This is a genomic window from Brenneria sp. L3-3C-1 (assembly GCF_016456245.1).
Lineage (GTDB): Bacteria > Pseudomonadota > Gammaproteobacteria > Enterobacterales > Enterobacteriaceae > Brenneria.
In genome coordinates this window covers 47225-67442 of record NZ_JAEMHF010000002.1, presented here as the reverse complement: position 1 = coordinate 67442, position 20218 = coordinate 47225, and the positions used below count along the sequence as shown (strand labels likewise).

General features: G+C 59.0%; 23 protein-coding genes and 1 riboswitch. Of the genes, 22 read left to right on the top strand and 1 reads right to left on the bottom strand.

What is annotated here, in order from left to right:
- The first annotated feature begins 115 nt into the window (after positions 1–115).
- A complete protein-coding gene (gene pocR / locus JG725_RS06715) occupies positions 116–1012 on the top strand; it encodes a regulatory protein PocR (RefSeq protein WP_172289949.1) in 897 nt (298 codons plus the stop codon).
- Between the two features lie 143 nt (positions 1013–1155).
- Here the strand turns inward: pocR and JG725_RS06710 are convergent, their stop codons facing one another.
- Entirely contained in the window at positions 1156–2220 is a 1065-nt protein-coding gene (locus JG725_RS06710; RefSeq protein WP_216660443.1) for an NAD(P)-dependent alcohol dehydrogenase, read from the bottom strand.
- A 351-nt stretch (positions 2221–2571) separates the two neighbouring features.
- Positions 2572–2756, top strand: a riboswitch (cobalamin riboswitch).
- 105 nt (positions 2757–2861) lie between these two features.
- Here JG725_RS06710 and JG725_RS06705 point away from each other — a divergent pair.
- From JG725_RS06705 to cobT, 21 genes are read left to right on the top strand one after another with little or no spacing between them, the layout of a single operon-like run.
- Positions 2862–4283 (top strand): cobyrinate a,c-diamide synthase, encoded by a 1422-nt coding sequence (locus JG725_RS06705; RefSeq protein WP_199377312.1) that lies wholly within the window; start codon positions 2862–2864, stop codon positions 4281–4283.
- Entirely contained in the window at positions 4280–5245 is a 966-nt protein-coding gene (gene cbiB / locus JG725_RS06700) for an adenosylcobinamide-phosphate synthase CbiB (RefSeq protein ID WP_172289951.1), read from the top strand. The genes JG725_RS06705 and cbiB overlap by 4 nt, the downstream gene beginning before the upstream one ends.
- A gap of 14 nt (positions 5246–5259) precedes the next feature.
- Complete coding sequence (locus JG725_RS06695; protein ID WP_172289952.1) at positions 5260–5901, top strand: cobalt-precorrin-8 methylmutase; 642 nt, start codon at positions 5260–5262, stop codon at positions 5899–5901.
- The gene (gene cbiD / locus JG725_RS06690) at positions 5898–7034 is read left to right on the top strand and encodes a cobalt-precorrin-5B (C(1))-methyltransferase CbiD (RefSeq protein WP_172289953.1); all 1137 of its coding nucleotides are present in this window, start codon (positions 5898–5900) and stop codon (positions 7032–7034) included. Before JG725_RS06695 ends, cbiD begins: the two co-directional genes overlap by 4 nt.
- Positions 7031–7633: a cobalt-precorrin-7 (C(5))-methyltransferase gene (locus tag JG725_RS06685; RefSeq protein WP_172289954.1), complete on the top strand. Its 603-nt coding sequence runs from the start codon at positions 7031–7033 to the stop codon at positions 7631–7633. The genes cbiD and JG725_RS06685 overlap by 4 nt, the downstream gene beginning before the upstream one ends.
- Positions 7623–8192: a decarboxylating cobalt-precorrin-6B (C(15))-methyltransferase gene (locus JG725_RS06680; protein WP_172289955.1), complete on the top strand. Its 570-nt coding sequence runs from the start codon at positions 7623–7625 to the stop codon at positions 8190–8192. Before JG725_RS06685 ends, JG725_RS06680 begins: the two co-directional genes overlap by 11 nt.
- The gene (locus JG725_RS06675) at positions 8185–8979 is read left to right on the top strand and encodes a cobalt-precorrin-4 methyltransferase (RefSeq protein ID WP_172289956.1); all 795 of its coding nucleotides are present in this window, start codon (positions 8185–8187) and stop codon (positions 8977–8979) included. The genes JG725_RS06680 and JG725_RS06675 overlap by 8 nt, the downstream gene beginning before the upstream one ends.
- A complete protein-coding gene (cbiG, locus tag JG725_RS06670) occupies positions 8960–10015 on the top strand; it encodes a cobalt-precorrin 5A hydrolase (protein ID WP_172289957.1) in 1056 nt (351 codons plus the stop codon). Before JG725_RS06675 ends, cbiG begins: the two co-directional genes overlap by 20 nt.
- Positions 10015–10740: a precorrin-3B C(17)-methyltransferase gene (locus JG725_RS06665; protein WP_172289958.1), complete on the top strand. Its 726-nt coding sequence runs from the start codon at positions 10015–10017 to the stop codon at positions 10738–10740. Before cbiG ends, JG725_RS06665 begins: the two co-directional genes overlap by 1 nt.
- Positions 10737–11531, top strand: a complete 795-nt coding sequence (locus tag JG725_RS06660) for a cobalt-precorrin-6A reductase (protein WP_199377310.1) — start codon at positions 10737–10739, stop codon at positions 11529–11531. The genes JG725_RS06665 and JG725_RS06660 overlap by 4 nt, the downstream gene beginning before the upstream one ends.
- A gap of 18 nt (positions 11532–11549) precedes the next feature.
- Positions 11550–12344: a sirohydrochlorin cobaltochelatase gene (locus JG725_RS06655; RefSeq protein WP_199377308.1), complete on the top strand. Its 795-nt coding sequence runs from the start codon at positions 11550–11552 to the stop codon at positions 12342–12344.
- A complete protein-coding gene (locus JG725_RS06650) occupies positions 12344–13057 on the top strand; it encodes a cobalt-factor II C(20)-methyltransferase (RefSeq protein ID WP_199377306.1) in 714 nt (237 codons plus the stop codon). Before JG725_RS06655 ends, JG725_RS06650 begins: the two co-directional genes overlap by 1 nt.
- A gap of 3 nt (positions 13058–13060) precedes the next feature.
- Positions 13061–13792: a cobalt ECF transporter S component CbiM gene (gene cbiM, locus JG725_RS06645; protein WP_199377304.1), complete on the top strand. Its 732-nt coding sequence runs from the start codon at positions 13061–13063 to the stop codon at positions 13790–13792.
- A gap of 1 nt (position 13793) precedes the next feature.
- Entirely contained in the window at positions 13794–14075 is a 282-nt protein-coding gene (locus JG725_RS06640) for an energy-coupling factor ABC transporter substrate-binding protein (RefSeq protein ID WP_172289963.1), read from the top strand.
- Entirely contained in the window at positions 14062–14739 is a 678-nt protein-coding gene (locus JG725_RS06635) for an energy-coupling factor ABC transporter transmembrane protein (RefSeq protein ID WP_172289964.1), read from the top strand. Before JG725_RS06640 ends, JG725_RS06635 begins: the two co-directional genes overlap by 14 nt.
- 13 nt (positions 14740–14752) lie before the next feature.
- On the top strand, positions 14753–15568 hold the full coding sequence (locus JG725_RS06630) for an ATP-binding cassette domain-containing protein (RefSeq protein WP_199377302.1): 816 nt from the start codon (positions 14753–14755) through the stop codon (positions 15566–15568).
- Entirely contained in the window at positions 15565–17115 is a 1551-nt protein-coding gene (locus tag JG725_RS06625; RefSeq protein ID WP_199377300.1) for a cobyric acid synthase, read from the top strand. The genes JG725_RS06630 and JG725_RS06625 overlap by 4 nt, the downstream gene beginning before the upstream one ends.
- A gap of 2 nt (positions 17116–17117) precedes the next feature.
- Complete coding sequence (gene cobU, locus JG725_RS06620; protein ID WP_199377299.1) at positions 17118–17663, top strand: bifunctional adenosylcobinamide kinase/adenosylcobinamide-phosphate guanylyltransferase; 546 nt, start codon at positions 17118–17120, stop codon at positions 17661–17663.
- Positions 17660–18406 carry an adenosylcobinamide-GDP ribazoletransferase gene (gene cobS / locus JG725_RS06615; RefSeq protein WP_199377297.1) on the top strand — a complete coding sequence of 249 codons (747 nt, stop codon included), beginning with the start codon at positions 17660–17662 and terminating at the stop codon, positions 18404–18406. Before cobU ends, cobS begins: the two co-directional genes overlap by 4 nt.
- A gap of 48 nt (positions 18407–18454) precedes the next feature.
- Positions 18455–19063 (top strand): adenosylcobalamin/alpha-ribazole phosphatase, encoded by a 609-nt coding sequence (locus JG725_RS06610; protein WP_199377295.1) that lies wholly within the window; start codon positions 18455–18457, stop codon positions 19061–19063.
- Between the two features lie 16 nt (positions 19064–19079).
- Complete coding sequence (gene cobT / locus JG725_RS06605; RefSeq protein WP_172290032.1) at positions 19080–20144, top strand: nicotinate-nucleotide--dimethylbenzimidazole phosphoribosyltransferase; 1065 nt, start codon at positions 19080–19082, stop codon at positions 20142–20144.
- Positions 20145–20218 lie beyond the last annotated feature (74 nt).

The following is a 20218-nucleotide window of genomic DNA, read 5'->3' as shown; positions in this document are numbered from 1 at the left end:
ATTTATTTGGGGCGAAGAAACCAAAAGCGTTGATGCGGGGAGTGGTAATACGAATTTGTTAAATACTGATTATTGTTATTAACAATAATTTAAAATACACCAAGGGGGTTTTATCATGATTTCTGCCAGTTCTCTTAACTCAGAGCTCATAAATAAAATCGCCCAGGATTTCTCTCAGGCAACCGGACTGGCGGTGGTGGTGGTGAATATTCACGGAGAGGAGATTTCCGATCTGTTTAACTTCACCTCTTTCTGCCAGTTAATGCGTCAGGATCCGGTTAATCATTACCGTTGCCGTATGAGCGATCGCTGTGGTGGCTTTGAAGCGTCAAAATCCAATGAGCCTTGTATTTACCGTTGCCATGCCGGGCTAACGGACTTCTCTATTCCACTGGTGATCGCCGGGCATCTTGTCGGTTTCGTGCTCTGCGGGCAGGTGCGTCTGCGTAATGACGTGTCGTTGATTAACGTGATTAATGTTGACGATCGCTGGCAAAAGGATCCCGTGTTGGTGGATGAGTTCCATAATGTGCCGATCATGGATTACTCGCGGGTTATCGCCTCTGCGGATCTGCTGAAGCTGATTGTGGAAAATTGTCTAAAGAAGCACCTTAATTTTGTGGTTATCAGAGACAGCGACGAATCCGGCGAACCGGGTAAAAGCCGTTCTCCGAAGCCGCATGACGCCAAAATGAAAAAGGCGCTGCGCTATATTGATGCGCATTTATCAGAGGAACTGCGGCTGGAGGATGTGGCGGCCAGAGTGTATCTTAGCCCTTACTATTTCAGTAAGCTTTTCAAGAAATATCAAGGAATTGGATTTAACGCCTGGGTGAACCGGCAGCGTATGGCGAACGCCCGTGAAATGTTGCGCCACAGCGACTGGAGTATTGCCAGCATCGCCAAAAATCTGGGGTTTTCCCAGACCAGCTATTTCTGCAAGGTATTCCGTCAGACTTATCAGATGACGCCGCAGGTGTTCCGTTCCAGCGTGGAACACGAGCGGCAGTAAGAGGGTTTAGAAAACGTAAAGTGCCTCCGCCGATGTTTTCGTGGATGACGACCGAATTTTTCACAAAGAAATCAGCGTATTAAGCCATATTGAGGTTCACACCGTTACTCCCGTAGCGGAATATAACGGCGCTGGTGTGACAATCAATCCTGAAAACTTGCCTTTAATGACGCAATATCAATGACAAACCGGTAGTGCACGTCGCTTTTTAGCATCCGATCGTATGCCGTGTTGATATCCTGCATAGCGATCATCTCAACGTCGCAGTTAATGCCATGTTCGGCACAGAAATCCAGCATTTCCTGGGTTTCTTCGATGCCGCCGATCAGCGAACCGGCAATCGACTTACGGCCCATCACCAGCGGCCCGCTGTGCAGGGTGGGTTCGATAGGCTCAATCAACCCGACCAGAATCAGCGTGCCGTCGCGCTTCAGCGTCGCCAGGTAAGGGTTAAGGTCGTGCTGCATCGGCACCGTGTCCAGAATAATGTCGAAGTGGTTGGCGACGGCGTCCATTTGTGCCGAATCGGTGGAGATAACCACACGATCGGCGCCTAAGCGCCGCGCTTCCTGCTCTTTTCCCGGAGAGCGGGTAAATAGCGTGACGTCCGCGCCCATCGCTTTGGCGAACTTCAGTCCCATATGACCCAGACCGCCCAGCCCGACAACGGCCACTTTGTCGCCCGGCCCGACGTTCCAGTGCTTCAGCGGCGAGTAGGTGGTGATGCCGGCACACAGCAGCGGTGCGGCGGATTTCATGTCCAGCGCTTCCGGCACGCTGAGCACAAAATTATCTGCAACGACAATCCGCTCGGAGTAGCCGCCGAAGGTCGGCAGATTGTCGTGGCGATCGACGCTGCCGTATGTCAGCGTGGCGCCTTCTTCGCAATACTGCTCCAGCCCTTCATCGCAGGCATCGCAGTGTTGACAGGAATCCACCATACAGCCTACGCCGACCCAGTCCCCTGCTTTGAAGCGATCGACCGCTTTACCGACGCTGACGACTTTCCCAATGATTTCATGTCCCGGAACAATCGGATACTGGCTCATATGCCACTCGTTGCGCGCCATATGAATGTCTGAATGGCACACGCCGCAATAGATGATATCGATCACCACATCGTTTTCTCGCGGATCCCGGCGGACAAACTGGTGCGGAACCAATGGGCTGGTTGAATCCAGAGCGGCAAAGCCGCGTATGTTTTGCATTGTGATTTTCCTCTTCATTTTATGCACGATATCAAAGGATCGACTTCAGAAGTCAGTATGATGCAGATTGGTTCTCTCCGCTTTAGCCATTTATGGCTAAACGGTAACGCCGTTCGGTATAGTCATTGGCAATGACTATATTTTGTTATTGCCCGTTGCGGCAATCAGGTAGCAAAGCCGCGTTTTAGCCCGGGAGAAAGGACAATATTTTGCTATCGAGCGGCAAGATATTCCCTTAAAGAAAATAAACTCAGCCATTTTTTTGTGAATGGAAAGATTATATTGGCTGTAATGGTTCAGGGTATGTAGAGAAATAATAACCATATGTTGTCAGGTTAGAATCGAACGCGGAAAACGACGATCGATTCTGTATGTTGTCATGCTGCATGACAACTGGGAAGGGGGTGAAATTCCCCCGCAGCCCCCGCTGCTGTGATGCCGACGACCCCGTAAAAAGCCACTGATCGCTGCGATTGGGAAGGTTCGGGGAAGGATGACGCTAAGCCAGAAGACCGACCTGATGATGACAGATTCAACTCCTTCGGCGGGAAGCGGGTTGTCATCCGATGCGTGCAGCGGCAACGCCGCTCTTGCGCACCCTGTGACATTACCTGTCCCGACCGATGACGTCGGGATTTTTTATGCCGTGTGTAAAAGAACAGCAGAAGAACGCGCCAGCGGGCCAGAGGCGAAATAAAACCGCGTTTGTTATCGCCGGCACCGGCAGCGGCTGCGGCAAAACCACCGTTACGCTCGGTATCTTGCGGGCGTTGATGCGGCGCGGGCTGTCTGTGCAGCCCTTCAAGGTGGGGCCTGACTATCTGGATAGCGGCTGGCATAGCGCGGTATGCGGCGTGGCGTCGCGTAATCTGGATGCGTTCATGCTTCCCGCGGCGACGCTTAACGGGTTGTATAACCAGCGTATGCGCCATGCCGACGTGGCGGTGATCGAAGGGGCTATGGGGCTGTACGACGGCTACGGCACGGACCCTGACTATTGCAGCACCGCCGCCATGGCTAAACAGCTCGGCTGTCCGGTGGTGTTGCTGGTGGACGGCAAGGCGGTATCCACGTCGGCGGCGGCAACCGTGATGGGATTTCGCCAGTTCGACCCCGCGTTGACTATCGCCGGCGTGATTGTCAATCGCGTCAACTCGGTGGAGCACTATCAATTACTGCGTCGCGCCATTGAGCACTATTGCGGTATTCCGGTGCTGGGCCGCTTACCGGTCATGACCGACACCGAACTGCCTTCCCGCCACCTGGGTCTGATCCCGGCGCGGGAACAGGCCTATGATGATAGCCGCTGGCGGAAACTGGCGATGCAGATTGAAGAAACCCTCGATCTGGATCGTCTGCTGACCTTGTGCGCCGGCGTTCGGCCCCCCGACGGCGAATTACCCGCCTTATCCGCGCCTGAACTGGGCGAAGGTCTGACGATGGCGCTGGCGGACGATGAAGCCTTCAATTTCTATTACCAGGACAATCTCGATCTGCTGGAGCAGGCGGGGGTGCGCCTGCAACGCTTCAGTCCGATCCATGACCGCCGGCTTCCCGACTGTCAGATGATCTTTCTCGGCGGCGGTTACCCTGAAATTTATGCCGCGCAACTCGCGGCCAATACCGCGATGCACGATGCGTTACGGCATGCGCATCGGCGCAATATCCCGCTGTACGCCGAATGCGGCGGACTGATGTATCTGGGGGAAGGGCTGACGGACGCCGGCGGCCGGCGGCATCGCATGAGCGGAATTCTGCCCGGTGAAAGCCGGATGGGAAAACGGCTGACCCGCTTTGGCTACTGTCAGGCTCAGGCCTTGACCGACACGCTGTTGGCGGCGCGGGGCGAGATTCTGCGCGGCCATGAATTTCATTATTCCGATTTCGCCACCTCGCTGTCGCCCCGTTTCGACTGTACAAAATCGCGCGATGGCGCGGTCATCAAACAGTGGCGGGGGGGATACCAGCTTCAGCAAACCTGCGCCAGCTATCTCCATCTCCATTTTGCCCAGCGTCCGGGGCTGCTTGAGCGCTGGTTTACCCATGCCGGGAGGGCGTCATGATCCTCTCCGCCTGGTTTGCCGCCTTTCTGCTTGACTGCTGGTTGGGCGATCCGCCGCGCTGGCCGCATCCGGTGCGCTGGATGGGCCATCTTATTTCATGGCTGCAAACCCGAATCCGCGCCTGTTGCGTCAGTGAACGCGCGCTGTGGCTGGGCGGCGCGCTACTGTGGCTGGCGGTGGTCGGCCTGACCTGGCTGCTGAGTTGGGGCGTGCTTGCCCTGATGACGGCGATTCATCCGTGGCTGGGCTGGCTGGCCGCCGTGTGGATGATTTATACCCTGCTGGCGGGCCGTTGCTTAAGTGACGCCGCGATGGCGGTGCATCAGGCCTTGCAACATGGCTCGCTGGAAGAGAGCCGCCGTCAACTGTCGTGGATTGTGGGGCGCGATACCTCGCAGCTTGAAAAGCCGCAGATGACCCGCGCGGTGGTCGAAACGGTGGCGGAGAATAGCGTGGACGGCGTGATTGCGCCGCTGTTTTTCCTGCTGCTTGGCGGCGTGCCGCTGGCGATGGCCTATAAAGCCGTAAATACCCTGGATTCTATGGTGGGCTACAAAAACGCCAAATATCGCGCCATTGGTTTTGTTTCCGCCCGTATGGACGATCTGGCGAATCTGATCCCCGCCCGGTTGAGCTGGCTGTTGCTGAGCGCGGCGGCCTGGCTGCTGCGCGCCGATTATCGGCAGGCGCTGCGCATCGGCTGGCGCGATCGTTATCAGCATTCCAGCCCTAACTGCGCCTGGTCGGAAGCGACGGTGGCCGGGGCGCTTGGCGTACGTCTCGGCGGGCCGAACAACTATTTTGGCGAACGGGTGGAAAAACCGTGGATTGGCGACGAATGCCGGGAGATTACGCTGAACGACATCCCGCGCAGCATCAATCTGATGAGGGTGGCCTCACTGTTGGCGCTGCTGTTGTTCGCCCTGACGTCTCTTTTGCTGTCGGCCGCCTTCGGCGTATAAAACAAGGAAACCCGATGAATTATCTCCAGCAACCCCAGCAAATTGAACGGCAAAGTTTTGCCATTATCAGCGATATCATCGCCCGCGAGCGCCCCGGCTACCGTTTTGTCGATCCGGATCAGGAGGCGGTCATCAAACGGGTGATCCATACCACGGCGGATTTCGACTGGTTGGACGTACTGTGGTTTTCGCCCGCGGTATTAACGCGGATTACGCAAGCACTGCGGGACGGTTGCATCCTTTATACCGATACCACCATGGCACTGTCCGGCATCAATAAAACGCTGCTGGCGCAACTTGGCTGCGAATGCCGCTGTTTTATCAGCGATCCCCGCGTGGTGGCGCGGGCGCGCGCCGAAAATATGACGCGCTCGATGGCGGCGGTGGATATTGCGCTGGAAGAGGCGGGCGATAAGCTTTTCGTGTTCGGCAACGCGCCGACGGCGCTGTTTCGCCTGCTGGAGCGTTCGTCGCAACAGGCGTCGCCGCTGGCGGTGATCGGCGTACCGGTCGGTTTTGTGGGCGCGGCGGAATCAAAGGCGGCGCTGATGCACAGCGATCTGCCCTGTATCGCCGCGGCGGGGCGCAAGGGCGGCAGCAATGTCGCGGCGGCGATCGTTAACGCCATCCTTTATCGCATTCGGGAGACGCTGTGAACAACGATACCGGGTTGGACACCGTCTGGCATAACGGCAGGCAATACCGCAAAGGCTACACCACCGGCTCTTGCGCCACCGCCGCGGCGCGGGTCGCCGCGTTGATGGTACTGCGCCAGCAGGTGATCGATCAGGTTTCCATCGTCACGCCGTCAGGCGTCACGCTGTACCTCAATGTGGAACAGCCGCTGATTGAAGGACAGCAGGCGACGGCCGCCATTCGCAAGGACGGCGGCGATGATGTTGACGCCACCCACGGCATGCTGATTTTTGCCCGCGTCACCCTGTGTGAACACGGTGATATTCATATCCGCGGCGGCGAAGGCGTCGGCACCGTAACGCGCAAAGGCATCGGCTTGCCGGTAGGCAGTCCGGCGATTAACCGCACGCCGTTGCAAACCATTGAAGCGGCGGTGCGCGAGGTTATCGGCCCGACACGCGGCGCGGAAATAGAAATTTTTGCCCCGGAGGGTGAGGAAAGGGCGAAAAAAACCTATAACGGCCGATTGGGCATTCTCGGCGGCATTTCCATTATCGGCACCACCGGCATTGTGACGCCGATGTCGGAAGAGAGCTGGAAACGCTCGCTGGCGCTGGAGCTGGAAATGAAGCGCGCGGCGGGGTTGGACAAGGTGATCCTGGTGCCGGGCAATCACGGCGAGCGCTTTGTCCGTGAACAGCTCGGGCTGGATAGTCAATGGGTGGTTACCATGAGCAACTTTGTCGGTTACATGTTGCAGGAAACGGTACGGCTGAAATTTCGCCATGTGGCGCTGATCGGCCATCCCGGCAAGCTGGTCAAGGTGGCCGCCGGGATCTTCCATACCCACAGCCATATCGCCGACGGACGCATGGAGACGCTGATTGCCCATCTGGCGCTAATGGGCGCGCCGCAGGATTTATTGCTGGCGGTCAACCACTGCGATACCACCGAAGCCGCGATGGAGCTGATCGCGCAGCACGGCTGGCAGGCGGTGTATGACCGTATTGCGCAGCGTATTTGTGAACGGGTAAACGAGATGCTGCGTTTCTCCAATGAACCGCCGCGCATCGACGCCATTCTGTTCTCTTTTGATAATCAGGTGCTGGGAACCAACCGGCCGCTGACCGACATTGTGGAGGCGCTGCGATGATTGTGGTCGTGGGCATCGGCCCCGGTTCTGCGGCGTATCTGACGTCGGAAGCGCGGCAGGCGATTGCCGCCGCCGATATTCTGGTCGGCGGGGCGCGGCATCTGGCGATGTTTCCCGATTTTAACGGCCAGACCCGCAGGCTGGATGCCGATATCGACGGGCTGATGAAGTGGCTTGATGAGCAAAAATCCCATCAGGTGGTGGTGCTCGCCTCCGGCGACCCCTTGCTGTTCGGCATCGGTAAGCGTTTGTCGGTGCATTTCTCCCCGGACGAGCTGCTGATTATTCCCGGCATCAGCGCCATACAGTATCTATGCGCCCGTATCGCGCTGGATATGAACGATATTTACCTGACCAGCTGCCACGGACGGGCGCCGGATTTCGACTGGATTTTACAGCATGACAAAGTGGCGATGGTGACGGATTCACGCATCGGGCCACGGGCGATTGCGGACGCCGTTGTGCAACGGCGGCTCAGCCGGACGCTGATTGTCGGCGAAAACCTTTCCCTGCCGGATGAACGTATCCACCGCCTGCAACCGCATGACGTGGCGCAACACTATGACATCAACGTGGTGGTGATCCTCAATGAGAGATGACGAGTTTTTACGCGGCCAACGGGTGCCGATGACCAAAGAGCCGGTTCGATTGCTGGCGCTGGAACGGCTGGAACTGTCGCAGGCGCAATGCCTGATTGACGTCGGCGCCGGAACCGGCAGCGTGGCGCTGGAGGCGGCATTGCGCTATCCGCGGCTACAAGTGACGGCGATCGAGCGCAATCCGGCGGCGCTGGCGCTGATTGAAGAGAACCGTCGGCGGTTTGGCTGCCGGAATGTGGAAATCATCGGCGGTGAAGCGCCGATGACGCTCGACATAACGGCTGACGCGGTATTTATCGGCGGCAGCGGAGGGCGACTGACCGCGCTGATCGACTGGGCGCTGGCGCATTTGCGCCCCGGCGGACGATTGGCGCTGACCTTTATCCTGCTGGATAACCTGCAAACCGCGCTGGCGCATTTGCAGTCGCTGAGCGTTATGTCGCTGGAATGCAGTCAATTACAGGTTTCAGCCCTGACGCCGCTCGGCGACGGGCACTACTTTAAACCCAATAATCCCACCTATCTTATTTCCTGCCGCAAGGAGAGCAACCATGTCTGAGCATGCTGAAACATCCGGCAAACACGTTGAGGCCCGCAAAGTCTGGTTCGTGGGCGCCGGCCCCGGCGACCGCGAGTTAATTACGCTGAAAGGCTACCGCCTGTTGCAACAGGCTGACGTGGTGATTTACGCCGGATCGCTGATTAATATCGAATTACTCGACTATTGCCCGCCGCATGCCGCCCGTCATGACAGCGCCGGACTGACGCTGGATCAAATCATTGCGCTGATGGTGAACGGCGTGCGTGAAGGCAAACGGGTGGTGCGGCTGCAAACCGGCGATCTCTCTTTGTACGGTTCGATTCGCGAACAGGGGGAAGCGCTGGCGCAACACGGCATCGGTTTTGTTTCCGTTCCCGGCGTCAGCGCGTTTTTGGGCGCGGCGGCGCAGCTTGGGGTGGAATACACCGTACCGGAAGTGGCGCAGAGCCTGATTATTACCCGTATCGAAGGGCGCACGCCGATGCCGCCGCGCGAACGGCTGGCCGCCTTTGCCGCGCATCAGACCTCCATGGCGATCTTTCTGTCGGTGCAGGACATTCACGGCGTGGTCGGGCAACTGGTCGAGGGGGGCTATCCGCTATCGACCCCCGTCGCGGTGGTCTACAAAGCCACCTGGCCGGAAAGCCGCACGGTGCGCGGCACGCTGGCGGACATTGCCGACCAGGTGCGGACGGCGGCGATCCGTAAAACGGCGCTGATTCTGGTCGGCGCCTTTCTCGGTGAGGAATACCACTATTCACGACTCTATGACGCGGAGTTTAGCCATGAATATCGTCAAGCCTGAATCCATCGCGCTGTTTTGTCTGACGCCCGGCGGCGTTCGCCTCGCCCGGCGTTTACGGGCGCATTTACCGCTGACCTGCTTTACCAGCGAAAAACTGCTGGAGCCGGGGTGCGTCGCCTTCAACGGCAGCTTCGGCGATACCCTGCGCGCGGCGTTCAAACAGTACACCGCGCTGGTGGTCATTGGCGCGACGGGGCTGACGGTACGGAGTATCGCGCCGCTGGTCAGCGACAAAATGACCGATCCGGCGGTGGTGGTGATTGATGAGCAAGGGCAACACGTTATCAGTCTGCTGTCCGGGCACGTCGGCGGCGCCAATGCGCTGACGCGCTATCTGGCCGGGCTGCTGGGGGCCGATCCGGTGATCACCACCGCCACCGACGTGAATCAACTGGCGGCGCTGGATACGCTGGCGACGCAGCTGGACGCCGAGATGCAGGATTTCCGCCATGCGGTAAAAGTCATCAACCAGATGCTGGTCAGCGATCGGAAAGTCGGCCTGTGGTGGGATGCGCCGTTAACCTGCGAACGTGAGCGCTGCGACGTGCGCGGTTTTGTGGCGGTAGACCGTCTGGACGCGTTGCCGGAACTGGATGCGTTGGTGTGCGTCAGCCTGCGCGATAGCCTGCCGGAATTGCCGTTGCCGGTGTATAAGCTGGTGCCGCGCCGCGTGGTGGCAGGCATCGGCTGCCGGCGGGCGACGTCGCTGCAAACGCTGGTGGAACTGCTGTCGCGGCAGTTGGCGGAAAACCATTTCGACCCGCTGGCGTTGCGGGCCATCGGCAGCGCGGCCATTAAAAAGGACGAGCCGGCCTTACAGCAGCTGGCGCAATGCTGGCGCGTACCGTTCGAGCTGTTTAGCGTTGATGAGCTCAGCCCTCACGAACAACGTTTTCCCGCTTCTGAATTTGTGCGCCAAACGGTGGGCGTCGGCAGCGTTTCGCAACCGGTGGCCTGGCTGATGAGCGAGGGCCGGTTGATCGGTCATACCCTGCGTCAGCAGGGGGTCACTATTACCCTGGGAGTATCGCATTAATGTTAACCGTGATCGGCATTGGGCCGGGCAGTGAAGCCATGATGACGCAGGAGGCGATTGCCGCCATTCGCGAGGCGGAAATCGTGGTGGGCTACAAAACCTATACCCATCTGGTGAAGCCGTTAACCGGTGATAAACAGGTGATCAAAACCGGCATGTGCAAAGAGATCGAACGCTGTCAGGCGGCGATCGATCTGGCGATGGCGGGCCGCAACGTCGCCCTGATCAGCAGCGGCGACGCGGGTATTTACGGCATGGCCGGGCTGGTGCTGGAGCTGGTCGGTCAGCAACGGTTGGATCTGGAAGTCAGACTGGTGGCCGGGATCACCGCCAGCATTGCGGCGGCTTCGCTATTAGGCGCGCCGCTGATGCATGACTTCTGTCATATCAGCCTGAGCGATCTGCTGACGCCGTGGCCGGTGATTGAAAAACGTATCGCCGCCGCCGCGCAGGCCGATTTTGTGGTGTGCTTCTACAATCCGCGCAGTCGCGGGCGCGAAGGGCATCTGGCGCGGGCGTTTGAGCTAATGAAACCGTGGACATCGCCGCAAACGCCGGTTGGCGTGGTAAAAGCCGCCGGGCGAAAGAAACAGGAAAAATGGATCACCACCTTCGGCGATATGGATTTCACTCCGGTGGATATGACCAGTCTGGTGATCGTCGGCAACAAGACCACCTATTGCCGCGACGGCCTGATGATCACGCCACGAGGCTATGAACTGTGAGCGCCCCGGCGATCCATGTGTTTGGCGGCACCAGCGATGCGCGGCTGATTTGTCAGGCGCTGGATGCGGCGGGCGAAGGCTACCGTCTGTCCGTCGCCACCGAGACGGGAAAACAACTGGCCGGCGACATCGCCGGTGAGGTGGTGGTCGGGCGCATGGATACCGACGGCATGGCGGATTATCTCGCCGCCCGGCAGGTGCGTTGGGTGATCGATGCCGCTCACCCCTATGCCGAGGCGTTGCACCAGAACGTGAGCGCCGCCTGCCGTCGTCTCCGGCTGCCGCTGACCCGCTATCAGCGGCCGAGCGACATTGACGCCATCGATCATCCATTACTGCATAAGGCGGACAGCCTTGAGGCGGCCTGCGCCGTGGCCCGCACGCTGGGATCGCGCGTGCTGCTGACCACCGGCAGTAAAGATCTGGCGGCATACCGGCAAAATCTGCCGGGAAAATATCTTCTGGCGCGCGTATTGCCGACGGCGTCCGTGCTGGCGCAATGCGAAGCGCTGGGGCTGGGCGTTGAACAGATTATTGCCCAGTGCGGGCCATTCAGCGCCGCGTTCAATCAGGCACTGTATGAACTTTGTCGGCCTGACGTGGTGATCACCAAAGAGTCCGGCGCCGAAGGCGGTTATCGGCAAAAGGTCGCCCCCTGTCTGGCGCTGAATATCCCCTGCATCGTGGTCTGCCGCCCGGCGGCGTCAGGGGTGACGGAAGCGCAGGAACGGATTGCGTCACTGGAGGATTTTGTCCGTCGGCTAGCCTGCTGGCAGGCGCGGCAAGAGTAATAACGCGAGGAGAATAAAATGAAAAAAGCGCTGCTGATTATCAGCTTTGGCACTAGCTACCCACAAACCCGAGAAAAGAATATTGATGCGTGCGAGCAACATCTGGCCGCCGCCTGTGGCGATCGCGATCTGTTTCGCGCTTTTACCTCCGAAATGATTATCCGCAAGCTGCATAACCGCGACGGCTTGCAGATAGACAATCCCGGCCAGGCGCTTAACCGGCTGGCCGAGGCGGGGTATCAGGATGTGGCCGTTCAGTCGCTGCATGTCATTAACGGCGATGAATTCGAAAAAGTGGTTCGTGAAGTCCATGCGTTTCGCAACCGTTTCCAGCGACTGGCGCTGGGCGCGCCGCTGCTCAGCGGCTTTGATGACTACCCGCGGTTAATGACGGCGTTACGGGGGCAGATGCCGACGCTGGCGGCCGACGAACGGGTGGTGTTTATGGGGCATGGCGCCAGCCATCCCGCTTTTTCGGCCTATGCCTGTCTCGATCACCTGATGGCGTCGCAGAACTTCCCCGCCCTGGTGGGCGCGGTGGAAAGTTACCCTGAAATCGATCATATCATTGCGCGTTTGCAACAGCAGCGGGTGCGGAAAGTCCACCTGATGCCGCTGATGCTGGTGGCGGGCGATCATGCGATCAACGATATGGCCTCTGACGAAGCCGATTCCTGGAAATCGCGGCTCGAAGCCGCCGGGATCGACACCCAAAGCTGGTTGCGGGGGCTGGGGGAAAATCCGCTTATCCGGCAAATGTTTGCTCAACATCTTGAGGCGGCGCTACGTCTACAAGAACAGGAGGCCGCGTAATGACCGGCAGACTGTATGCACTGGGCGTAGGGCCGGGAGCCGCCGATCTGATTACCGTGCGCGCCGCCCGAATTATCGGCAAGCTTGATCTGCTCTATGCGCCCGCCGGTCGCAAAGGCGGCGACAGCCTGGCGTTATCCATCGTGCGCGAATATCTGTCGCCGGCGACGGAAGTCCGCACCCGCCATTTTCCCATGAGCGCCGGGAATGACGCGAAAGAAGCCGTCTGGGACGATATGGCGCAGCAGTTGACCAGCGATGTCGCCGACGGCAAACAGGTCGGTTTTATCACCCTGGGGGACGCCATGCTGTTCAGCACCTGGGTGTTTCTGCTGGCGCGTATCGGCCGGCAGCCGTGGCTGGAAATCGTGCCGGGCGTGACGTCATTCGCGGCGATTGCGGCGCGTTCCGCCTTACCGCTGGCGATGGAGCAACAGTCGCTGGCCGTGATGCCCTGTACCGCGCCGGAAGCCGAGCTGGAACGGGCACTGCTGACCCATGACAGCGTGGTGCTGATGAAAGTGTACGGGCGTTTTACGCTAGTGCGCGCGCTGCTGGCGCGGCTGGGGTTGTTCAGACACGCGTTGCTGATGGCGGACGCCTCGCTGCCCGGTGAGCAGTGCTGGCGGCGTTTGGATCAAGTGGCGGACGATCAGCCATTGCCTTACTTCTCAACTATTCTTGTTAACAAACAGTGGGATGCAGAGGAATAACCTATGGAACGACAATTAAAGAAACTCTCGTTATCCGGGCTGGCAATGGCGCTGTTGCTGATGTTGGCGCCGCAGGAGGCTTTCGCCATGCATATCATGGAGGGCTTCCTGCCGCCGCTGTGGGCGCTGGCCTGGTGGGTTCTGTTTCTGCCCTGCCTGTTTATGGGGCTGGTGCGTTTGCGCCAGATTGTCAGCGAAGACAGCAATCAGAAAGTCCTGCTGGCGCTGTGCGGCGCGTTCATTTTCGTGCTTTCCGCCCTGAAAATCCCCTCGGTGACCGGAAGCTGTTCGCACCCCACCGGCGTCGGTCTGGCGGTGATTTTGTTCGGGCCGGCAGTAGTGGCGGTGCTGGGGGCGATCGTGTTGCTGTTTCAGGCGCTGTTGTTGGCGCATGGCGGCTTGACCACGCTGGGCGCGAACGGCATGTCGATGGCGGTGATCGGCCCGCTGGTGGGCTATCTGGTATGGAAACTGGCCTGTAAAGCCGGCGTGCGCCGCGATGTCGGGGTATTCCTGTGCGCCATGCTGGCGGATCTGGCGACCTACTTTGTGACGTCGGTTCAGTTGGGCGTCGCCTTCCCCGATCCGCAACTGGGGATGATGGCGTCGGTGGTGAAATTCATGGGGATCTTTTGCCTGACGCAGGTGCCGATCGCGGTTGCGGAAGGGCTGCTGACGGTGATGATTTACGATCAGTTGACCAAACGTCGGCTTATTCATGCGGGGAATCACTAATATGAAAAAGAATCTTATTCTGCTGGCGATGGTGATCGCGCTGGTGCTGCTGCCGTTTTTTATCGATCACGGCGGCGAATACGGAGGGTCGGACGGTGAGGCGGAAACGTTGATTACGCAAACCGCGCCGGACTATCAACCCTGGTTCCAGCCGCTGTATGAACCGGCCAGCGGTGAAATTGAAAGCTTACTGTTTACGCTGCAAGGATCGTTAGGCGCGGCGGTGATCTTTTACATTCTGGGCTATTACCGCGGCAAGCGCAGCGATCATGCTGGGCATTGACAAGCTGAGTTATCAAAGCCGCTGGCGGCAGGTTGATCCCATGCGCAAACTGGCGCTTTACGGCCTGTTTTTGCTGCTGGCGATGAGCTGCCCGCCGCTGTATCAGGCGCTGCTGCTGGGGTTTATCGCCGTGTTGACCTGCTGGCTGCTGCGCGTCGGCCCGGTTCGCTATCTGAAATGGCTGGCGGTGCCGCTGGGCTTTCTGCTGGTGGGGCTGGTCGCGATTGTGCTATCGGTGTCCCGCCAGCCGGAAACCCTATTGTGGAGTCTGCCGCTGGGGCGGTTCTGGCTGGGCGTGGATCCGCAGGGGCTGAGCGCGGCGAATCAGACGTTCTGGCGCAGTCTGGCGGCGCTGTCGGCCACCTTTTGGTTCGTGCTGAATACGCCATTTCCGCAGCTGATTCAGATACTGCAACGCTGTCGCGTGCCGCAAGTGCTGACCGAGCAAATTTTGCTGACCTGGCGGTTTATCTTTATTTTTCTTGATGAGGCGGTGGCTATCCAGCGCGCTCAATCGCTGCGTTTTGGCTACACCTCGCTGGGTAACAGCTATCGTTCGTTGTCGATGCTGATTGGCATGCTGTTTATGCGGGTCATGACCCGCTATCAGCAGATGGTGACATCGTTGGATATCAAACTCTATCAGGGAGATTTTCATCTGTGAAAAGAGGTCAAGCATGTTAGCGACCCGACGATTGAGTTTTCGCTATCAGGATGAGCCGATCCTGCGCGATCTGACGCTGGATTTCAGCCGGCACCCGGTCACGGGCGTGATCGGGGCGAACGGCTGCGGTAAATCCACGCTGTTTATGAATCTGACCGGCCTTTTACGCCCGCAAACGGGCGAGGTGCGCTGGAACGGGCAGCCTATTGATTACGGCAAGGCCGGGCTACGCCGGCTGCGCCAGCAGGTTGCCACGGTGTTTCAGGATCCGGAGCAACAGATTTTTTATACCGATATCGACAGCGACATTGCTTTCAGTCTGCGCAATCTCGGTATGGATGAAACCCTCATCGCCCAGCGGGTCGATCGGGCGTTAACGCTGGTGGACGCGCAGGGATTCCGGCATAAGCCGATTCAGTACCTCAGCCACGGGCAGAAAAAGCGCGTCGCCATTGCCGGGGCGCTGGTGATGGAAGCGGAATACCTGCTGCTGGACGAACCCACCGCCGGGCTGGATCCGTCCGGTCGTGAACAGATGATTGCCATTATTGAGCGCATCGTCGCCCAGGGAAAGCGGGTCATCATCTCCAGCCACGATATCGATTTAATCTACACGGTTTGCGATTACCTGTACGTGCTGTCTCACGGGCGGCTGATTAGCGAAGGCGCCGCCGCCGAGGTTTTTTTGCGCCGAGAGCAGCTAAATGAGGCGGGACTGGCGCAGCCGTGGTTAATCAAGCTGCACAGTGAACTGGGCTTGCCGCTGTGTAAAACGGAACAACAGCTGTTTGCCTTGCTGCGTGAGCGGGGCAGAGGAGAAGTCGCATGAGTCTGTCCATCATGATTCAGGGAACGGCGTCGGACGTGGGTAAAAGCGTTCTGGTCGCCGGACTGTGCCGGATTTTTATGCAGGATGGTTATCGCTGCGCGCCGTTTAAATCGCAGAATATGGCGCTGAATTCCGGTATTACGCCGCACGGCGAAGAGATGGGACGGGCGCAGATATTTCAGGCGGAGGCCGCCGGGATCGAGCCGGATGTGCGTATGAATCCGGTGTTGCTTAAGCCGACCAGCGATCGTAAGTCCCAGGTGGTGCTGATGGGCAAAGTGGCCTGCAATATGGATGCCGTTGAGTATCATCAGTATAAACCGCGGTTACAGCAGCAAATTCACGCGGTCTACCACAGCCTGGCCGGCGAATATGACGTCATGGTGCTGGAAGGGGCCGGCAGTCCGGCGGAAATCAACCTGCGCGATCGGGATATCGTCAATATGGGCATGGCGGCAATGGCCGATGCGCCGGTGCTGCTGGTGGCGGATATCGATCGTGGCGGCGTATTTGCCGCCATCTATGGCACGTTGGCGCTATTGCGTCCTGAAGAGAAAGCGCGGGTGAAAGGCGTGATCATCAATAAGTTTCGCGGCGATGTCGCCTTGCTCGAACCGGGGCTGGCGCAGATCGAAGCGCTGACCGGCGTGCCGGTGATTGGCGTTATGCCGTGGTTGAATATCGAATTGGAAGACGAAGACGGCGTGGCGCTGCAAAGCGGAAAATACGATAGGGAGGTGGCGAAAGCGCTGGATATTGCGGTGGTGCGGCTGCCGCACATCGCCAACTTTACCGATTTCAACGCCCTGGCTTGCCAGCCGGATGTGCGCTTGCGCTACGTCACGCGGCCGTCGGCGCTGGCAGGGGCGGATTTGATTATCCTGCCCGGCAGTAAAAATACGCTGGGTGATTTGCAGTGGCTGCAACAAAACGGGCTGGGCGATGCGTTGCGGTCGAGGCATCAGGCCGGTGTGCCGATTATCGGTATTTGCGGCGGCTATCAGATGCTGGGCAGACGGATTATTGATGGCGTGGAATCGGGGCTTGCGCAGATGGATGGGCTGGGGTTGCTGGATATCGAAACCGAGTTCGCAGCGGAAAAAACCACCACGCGCGTCAGCGGACGCTGTCAGCCGTCGCTGCCGGGCATGGCGATAACCGGATCGGCGATGCCGATTAGCGGTTATGAAATCCACATGGGAACATCGCGTCTTGGCGGGCAGGCCGCGCCATTTATCACCTTGACGCACAGTAACGGTCAGCCGATTACCCGACACGACGGGGCGATTAACGCGGACGGCAGCGTGATCGGCAGCTATATTCACGGTCTGTTTGATAACGGCGGGTTTACCCGCGCCTTGCTGGATTCGCTGCGCCAGCGTAAAGGTCTGGCCGCATTTGACGGCGAGGTGGTTGATTATGCCGCTCACAAACAGCGGCAGTTCGATATCCTGGCGGCGGCGATGCGCGAGCATATTGATATCGCGGCGATATATCGGTGTCTGCAATCCGAGGGCGACAAGTCGCGTATCCAGAACAGGAGTTGAAGGTGATTTTAATTACTGGCGGTGCGCGCAGCGGTAAAAGCGCGTTGGCGGAGAAACTGGCGGCGCGATGCCGCGATCGGGTGCTGTATATCGCCACGTCGGTGGTGACCGACGATGAGATGGCCGAGCGGGTGCGGCGGCATCAGCAGGGCCGTCCGGCCCACTGGCGCACCTGGGAAGGCTATCGCGATCTGGGGGCGGTGATCGCGCATCAGGTGGCCGAGGATGAAGCGGTGATCCTCGAATGCATCACCACCATGATAACCAATGTGCTATTCGAGCAGGCGGGGGACACATCGCCTGAACAGATGGATTTCCCGGCGATTGAGGCCGCTATCGGGCAGCAGATCGACGAATTGATCGCCGCCTGCTCATATAGCGCCGCGCCGATCTATCTGGTCACCAACGAATTGGGCATGGGCATTGTGCCGGAAAATCGTCTGGCGCGGCACTTCCGGGATATCGCCGGGCGCGTTAACCAGCGGCTGGCCGCGGCGGCGGAATCGGTTTATCTGGTGGTGTCGGGCATTGAGGTAAAAATCAAATGAGTCTGCGTCTGTTTCTCGCCACGTTGCAATTTATGACCCGTATTCCCGTGCCGGCGCGCTGGACGCAGGGGCTGGATATGCAGCAGTACGTGCGGGGCATCATCGGCTTTCCGTTTATCGGCCTGATCGTGGGGGGAATTGCCGGCGCGGTGTTTGTTGCGGTTGCGCCGTGGAGCGGCGTGCCGTTGGCGGCATTAGCCTATGTGTTGGCGCTGGCGCTGATTACCGGCGCCTTTCATCTGGATGGGTTGGCGGATACCTGTGACGGCGTGTTTTCCGCCCGAACGCGCGAAAAAATGCTGGAAATTATGCGCGACAGCCGACTTGGCACCAATGGCGGGCTGGCGCTGATTTTTATTGTGATCGCCAAAGTGCTGGTGGTCAGTGAGCTGGCGTTGCGCGGCACATCGATGCTGACGATGCTGACGGCGGCTTCGGTGACCGGCCGCACGGCCATTGTGCTGCTGATGTATCGTCAGCGCTATGCCCGTGAGGGCAACGGGCTGGGCAATCTGTATATCGGCCGGGTTAGCGGGCGGCAAACGCTGGCGACGCTGTGCGGCGGCGTTTTGCTGGCGGGGCTGCTGGGGCAGGGGCCGGCGCTGTTGGCGTTTGGCGTCACCCTGATGCTTATCTGGCTGCTGGGCGCTTACCTGCGCCGTCGTTTGGGCGGGCAAACCGGCGATACGCTTGGCGCGGCGGCGGAAATCGGCGAACTGGCGTTTTTACTGGCTCTGCTGTGAAGCATTGGCGGCAGGTGGTGAAGATAAGACGAAAGATAAGGGAAAAATATGCGGTTGTTTCTGGTCAGGCACGGACAGACTGAGGCCAATCTCAGCGGCGTTTTTTGTGGTTCAACCGATGTCGGTCTGACGGAAAACGGCGTGGCGCAGGCTCGGCAGACGGCCGGCTGGCTGGCCGATGTTGTCTTTTCGTCCGCCGTCAGCAGCGCGTTATGGCGGGCGAAGCAGACGGCGGAAATTGTGCTGGCCGCCCGGGGAATAACGGCAGTTGCCGATCCCTGCCTGAATGAAATGCATTTTGGCGACTGGGAAATGCGCCATCACCGCGACTTGCAGCATGAGGATGCCGAAGGTTGGGCCGCCTGGGTAGCGGACTGGCAGCAGGCCAGCCCGACAGGCGGAGAGGCCTTTCCTGCGTTTGCGGCGCGAGTGGAAAATTTCGCTCAGACATTACTGACGCAGAACACTAAACATAATCAACTGATCGTCGCGCATCAGGGGGTGTTGAGTTTATTGCTGGCGACGCTGTTGGCGATGCCACCCTCCGCGATGTGGCATTTTCATTTCGATCAAGACGCCTACAGCGTGCTGGATATTCAGGATGGCTTTGTCACGCTGAAGGCATTTAATCATCGGGCGCGTTGGCTAAGCGTTTAATAACGAGAACAACATGATGCAAATACACTTACCGCAAACACTCTCATCGCTGGTGGAATCCATTGCTCCGCTTGATAAGGCCGCCATGCAGCATACCGCCGTCAGGATTGACGGCTTGTTGAAGCCGACAGGCAGCCTTGGCCGACTGGAAACGCTGGCAATCCAGCTTGCCGGCATGCGCGGTCTAGCCGGCCATCAGGTCGCCCGCAAGCAGATTATCGTGATGGCGGCCGATCACGGCGTCTATGACGAGGGGGTGGCGATTTCCCCGCGCGCGGTGACGGCGATTCAGGCCGCCAATATGGTAAAAGGGATTACCGGCGTTTGCGTACTGGCCGCCAATGCCGGCACCGAGGTGAAAATTGTCGATGTCGGCATCGACAGCGATCCCTTGCCCGGCGTGTTGAACATGAAGGTTCGGCGCGGTAGCGGAAACATTCGCCGTGAAGCGGCCATGACGCGCCAACAGGCCGAAGGTTTGCTGCTCGACTGCGCGCGGCTGACCATGCGGCAGGCGTCTGAGGGAGTCCGGGTATTTGGCGTCGGTGAGTTGGGGATGGCGAATACCACCCCCGCCGCCGCGCTGGTCAGCGTATTAACCGATAGCGACCCGCATCAGGTCGTCGGTATCGGCGCCAACTTCCCCAGCGAACGGTTAGATCATAAAGTGGCCGTGGTGCGTGAAGCCATCGCGTTTAACCAACCCGACGCCCATGACGGCGTGGACGTACTGGCTAAAGTCGGCGGTTTCGATCTGGCGGGCATGGCCGGCGTCATGCTGGGGGCCGCGGCCGCTGGGCTACCCGTGGTGCTGGACGGCTTTCTTTCCTATGCGTCGGCGCTGGCCGTCTGCCGTATCGCGCCGCAGGCGCGTGATTATCTGATCCCTTCCCATCTCTCGGCGGAAAAGGGCGCGATGATTGCTATGCGCCATTTACAACTGGAGCCTTATTTGCAATTGGGCATGCGGCTTGGCGAAGGCAGCGGCGCGGCCATCGCCATGCATCTGATCGATGCCGCCTGTGCGATGCACAATAATATGGGGCAGTTGGCGGACAGCCATATTGTCCTGCCGGCATAACTGAAACCTGCGGCGGATAGCTCGGTATATTACTTACCTCTCTATCGACGGGAAAAAGTGCGATCTTTTTTCCG